Source organism: Haemophilus parahaemolyticus, assembly GCF_018373095.1.
Lineage (GTDB): Bacteria > Pseudomonadota > Gammaproteobacteria > Enterobacterales > Pasteurellaceae > Haemophilus_A > Haemophilus_A parahaemolyticus_A.
On sequence record NZ_JAHAHT010000124.1, the window covers coordinates 1 to 4,250 of the forward strand.

Sequence of the window (4,250 nt, forward strand, 5' to 3'; positions counted from 1 at the left end):
GGTGAAGTGCGTGATATGGTGCCAGATGGTAAAGGTCGTACCCGTTTAGAGTACATCATCCCAAGTCGTGGTTTAATCGGTTTTCGTAATGACTTTATGACAATGACATCAGGTACTGGCTTACTTTACTCAAGCTTCAGCCACTATGATGATGTGAAACCAGGCGAAATTGGTCAGCGTATCAATGGTGTATTGATTTCAAACGGCACTGGTAAAGCATTAGCATACTCACTTTATGCATTACAGGATCGTGGTAAATTAATGGTAGAGCATGGTGCAGAAATATACGAAGGTCAAGTTATCGGTATTCACAGCCGTTCAAACGACTTAACCGTAAATCCATTGGAAGGTAAAAAACTCACCAATATGCGTGCTTCAGGTAAAGATGATGCCCTAACACTGACGACACCAGTAAAAATGACACTTGAACAAGCGCTAGAATTTATTGACGATGACGAGTTAGTGGAAGTAACGCCAACTTCCGTACGTATTCGTAAAAAACTTCTTACCGAAGTAGAACGTAAACGTGCAAGCCGTACAACCACAAGTACAAGTACGCGTTAATTCGCAAAGTTTTAAGAAAAATTAACCGCTTATCAATCCTCCATAGACCACAAGAACGTATGGAGGATTTTTTATGAAAATAGGAAAAATATGGAACAGACTAAAAATACAGATTCTTACGCAAAATACAATGCTCAGAGTAATGCAGTAAGTAAATTAATTTTTATGAGCCGTTGGCTGCAATTGCCTATCTATTTAGGTTTAATTATTGTTCAAGGTGTTTATGCTTATAAGTTTATAAAATCTCTTTGGGCATTAGTAACCAATATTGGTAATATGGATTCAAATACGATTATGTTGGCAGTATTGAATTTGATTGATGTGGTAATGATTGCAAATCTTTTAGTAATGGTCACTATCGGAGGATATGAGATTTTTGTTTCAAAACTTCGCACCCGAAATCACCCTGATCAGCCAGAATGGTTAAGCCACGTAAATGCAACAGTGCTGAAAGTAAAACTTTCTATGTCAATTATCAGCATCTCATCTATTCATTTATTGCAGACTTTTGTAAATGCAAATAATATGCCTGAGAAAACAATGATGTGGCAATTACTCTTGCATTTAGGCTTTCTGATCTCAGCTATTGCATTAGCTTATACCGATAAGATCCTTTATAGCACTAGTCATAAAACGCATTAGCTAAAAAACAAAAATGGTCGTAAATCTGTTCGTTTTATGACCATTTAAATATTCTCTTATTTTTATTTCTGCAGTGCCTTGCAAAGAGATATGTGGGAAAAAGGTATTCCAGTCAATGGACAAACTGTAAGCTAGTATGCTACCTAATACCGATTAAACCTGTGATGATGCCGATATAAATAAGTGAAAGGTAAAATTGAAAAGATGTTTTCATAATAAAGCATAGAGGCTAGAAAGTGCAGTTATTATAAGTTTTCTCATTTCTCGTTTAAAGCAGAAATATGCTACACTTCTTGCCCATTTTGTGAGGAAATACTATGAACTACCAAGATAAAACCCTTTCAGCTCTTAAGCTTGGACAAAAAACTGAATATAAAAGTCAATATGATGCTTCTCTTTTACAACCCGTGCCGCGCAGATTAAATCGTGAAGGTTTGGGGATTGTAGAAACTCAGCCCTTCAATCAAGGAGCAGATGTATGGACGTGTTACGAACTCTCGTGGTTAAATCCAAATGGCTTGCCACAAGTTGCAATTGCGGATATTGTAATTGATTTTAAAAGTGAAAATTTAATCGAATCGAAGAGCTTTAAACTCTATTTAAACAGCTTTAATCAGACTAAATTTGCTTCAATCGAAGAGGCTGAACAAACACTTACGAGAGATTTAAGCCAATGTGCAAGCGGTCAAGTTTTGGTGAAAATTCACAAATTGAGCTGTTATACCAATCAACCGATTGTGAATTTTGCAGGTGAGAGTATTGATGAGCAAGATATTCAAATTGATAGCTACGAATTTTCGAATCAGCATTTAAATAATGTTGCCGAAGGTGAAATGGTGGAGGAAACGTTAGTCAGTCACTTATTGAAATCCAACTGTTTGATTACCTCACAGCCAGACTGGGGTAGTGTGCAAATTCACTATGTTGGTAAGCGGTTAAATCGTGAAAAACTTTTGCGATATTTGGTCTCTTTCCGTGAGCATAATGAATTCCACGAGCAATGCGTTGAGAGAATTTTTACGGATTTAATGCGATTCGCCAAACCTGAAAAACTCACTGTTTACGCCCGTTATACGCGCCGTGGAGGATTAGACATCAATCCATTCCGTTCTAATTTTGAGAACGTGCCAGAGAATTTGAGAATGGCAAGACAATAAGTTAGATAGTTTCAAATTAAATGTAAGGCTCATAAAACTTATTTAGTTTATGAGCTTTATTTTATTGATATTCAAAAATCACGCGTGGGGTAAGTTTGGTTATTAGCTCATAGCTAATTACGCCTATGTGTTTGGCAACTTCTTCAATGAGTAAGTCTTTGCCCCAGAAGATTGCTTCATCACCGACTTTGTCTTGACTATCAGCACCAAGATCGACCGTAAGCATATCCATTGAAACGCGTCCGACAATTGGTACGATTCTGCCATTGAGTAACACTGGTGTGCCTTCTGGTGCATTGCGAGGGTAGCCATCGCCATAGCCCATTGCAATTACGCCAAGTTTAGTGTCTTTCGAGCTAACCCAAGTGCCACCATAGCCAACAGGTTCGCCCGCTTTGTGTGTACGGACGGCAATGAGAGAAGAGGAAAGTGTCATCACGGGTTGGAAGCCAAGATGAGTGATGGGTTCGTAATGGGGGGAAATGCCATGCATAATAACGCCTGGGCGTACCCATTCGTAATGTGCTTGCTTCCAATAGAGAATACCGCTAGAAGCGGAAATACTGCGAGCATGTTCGGGGTAAGCTTGAGTGGCTTGTTCAAAGGTAGCGATTTGTTTTTCTGTGTAGCCGCAATTTAATTCATCGGCACGGCTGAAATGGCTGACAAAGCTGATGTTTTAACCAACGGGCATTTTTTAAGGCGTTGATAAAACTCATCCACTTGTTCAGGATGCACACCTAGTCGGTGCATTCCTGTATCGATTTTTAACCAAATATTGATCGGAAAATAGATCTTAGTTTTGCGTTTCCAAAAGCCTTTTTGTTGCTCCTCTTCCCATTCTTTGGCGACTTGCTCTAGCAATTTGAGCTGTTCATAGCAGTGAATTACACTGTCAAAGCGACGGGAAAGGGTTTTGAGCAACTCTTCACGATCAAAAAAACCTTCAACTAATAAAATTTTGCCTGTGTAGCCTGTTTCTTGAATTTCAAGTGCTTCACGCAGCCGTGCAACACCAAAGCCATCTACTTGGTCGGCTAGAATGTGAGCTGCAGGAAGAAGACCTTGCCCATAGGCATTGGCTTTGATCATAGCAAGTAGTTTTTGATTAGGTGCGAAGGATTTGATGAGCTGAATGTTGTGGCGAAGTGCCGCACTATTGATAGTTGCAATGGCTGGTTTCATTTTGTTTTTATCACTTCAAAAATAAAAGCATTATACGCCCGAACGTCATTTCTGGACAAGGGATTGCAAAAATTAGATAATTTAACCACTCATTTTCAACAGATTACCGCAATGCTAACCCTTCTTTATACTCTTAAAGAGCAAAAAATCATTTCAGAAATCAATTATCAATTTGCTAAATTGATTGATCGTAAACAGCAAGGTTACAACTACTCGTCATTACAACAGAATTTGTCGCTGTTTTTAGCGGCTCTTGTTTCGTTTAATGTGATGCAAGGGCATAGTGCAGTGCGATTAAATTCGAATGCGGTAAAAAATCCGTTTGGTTTGCGAGAGTATAATCCAGAGCAGGCAATATGGTTGGCAGAGATTTCGCAAAAGATTGAGCAAAGTTTACCGCTTGAATGGCAAGAAATTTTGGCTGATCACATTGCTTTTAGTCGCGATGTAACTCAAGTTGCCCCAATGCTGTTTCAAGGCGAGTTAATCTATTTTTATCGCTATTGGCAAGCGGAACATCAGATTGCTCGTTACCTGCAACAAGCGGTTGAAACAGAGACAGAAAATGCAAATGTGGAAGAAGATCGTGAGATTTTGGAACGATTGTTTGGTTCTTCTCAAACAGATGAAATTGATTGGCAAAAAGTGGCGGTTGCAACGGCACTGTGTAAACGCTTTTGCGTGATTTCTGGCGGACCAGGT

At 39.1% G+C, this 4,250-nt stretch carries 2 protein-coding genes and 3 pseudogenes; 4 read left to right on the top strand and 1 reads right to left on the bottom strand.

What is annotated here, in order from left to right:
* The 3 genes and pseudogenes from KH943_RS09360 to queF form a co-directional block, all read left to right on the top strand.
* Positions 1–564: pseudogene (locus tag KH943_RS09360) on the top strand (translational GTPase TypA); the annotation flags it as partial.
* Between the two features lie 90 nt (positions 565–654).
* Positions 655–1,206, top strand: coding sequence for a TIGR00645 family protein (locus tag KH943_RS09365; protein ID WP_304110336.1), 552 nt, complete (start codon positions 655–657; stop codon positions 1,204–1,206).
* A gap of 317 nt (positions 1,207–1,523) precedes the next feature.
* Positions 1,524–2,363, top strand: coding sequence for an NADPH-dependent 7-cyano-7-deazaguanine reductase QueF (queF, locus tag KH943_RS09370; RefSeq protein ID WP_304110337.1), 840 nt, complete (start codon positions 1,524–1,526; stop codon positions 2,361–2,363).
* A 61-nt stretch (positions 2,364–2,424) separates the two neighbouring features.
* On the opposite strand, the pseudogene alr reads toward queF, so the two are convergent.
* A pseudogene (alr, locus tag KH943_RS09375) lies at positions 2,425–3,548 on the bottom strand (alanine racemase).
* Positions 3,549–3,659: 111 nt separating this feature from the next.
* Between alr and KH943_RS09380 the strand changes: the two are divergent.
* Positions 3,660–4,250: pseudogene (locus KH943_RS09380) on the top strand (exodeoxyribonuclease V subunit alpha); the annotation flags it as partial.

Bases quoted from the DNA above. Each gene is read 5' to 3' on its own strand.
- KH943_RS09365 (WP_304110336.1), top strand. From the start codon at position 655: ATGGAACAGACTAAAAATACAGATTCTTACGCAAAATACAATGCTCAG.
- queF (WP_304110337.1), top strand. From the start codon at position 1,524: ATGAACTACCAAGATAAAACCCTTTCAGCTCTTAAGCTTGGACAAAAA.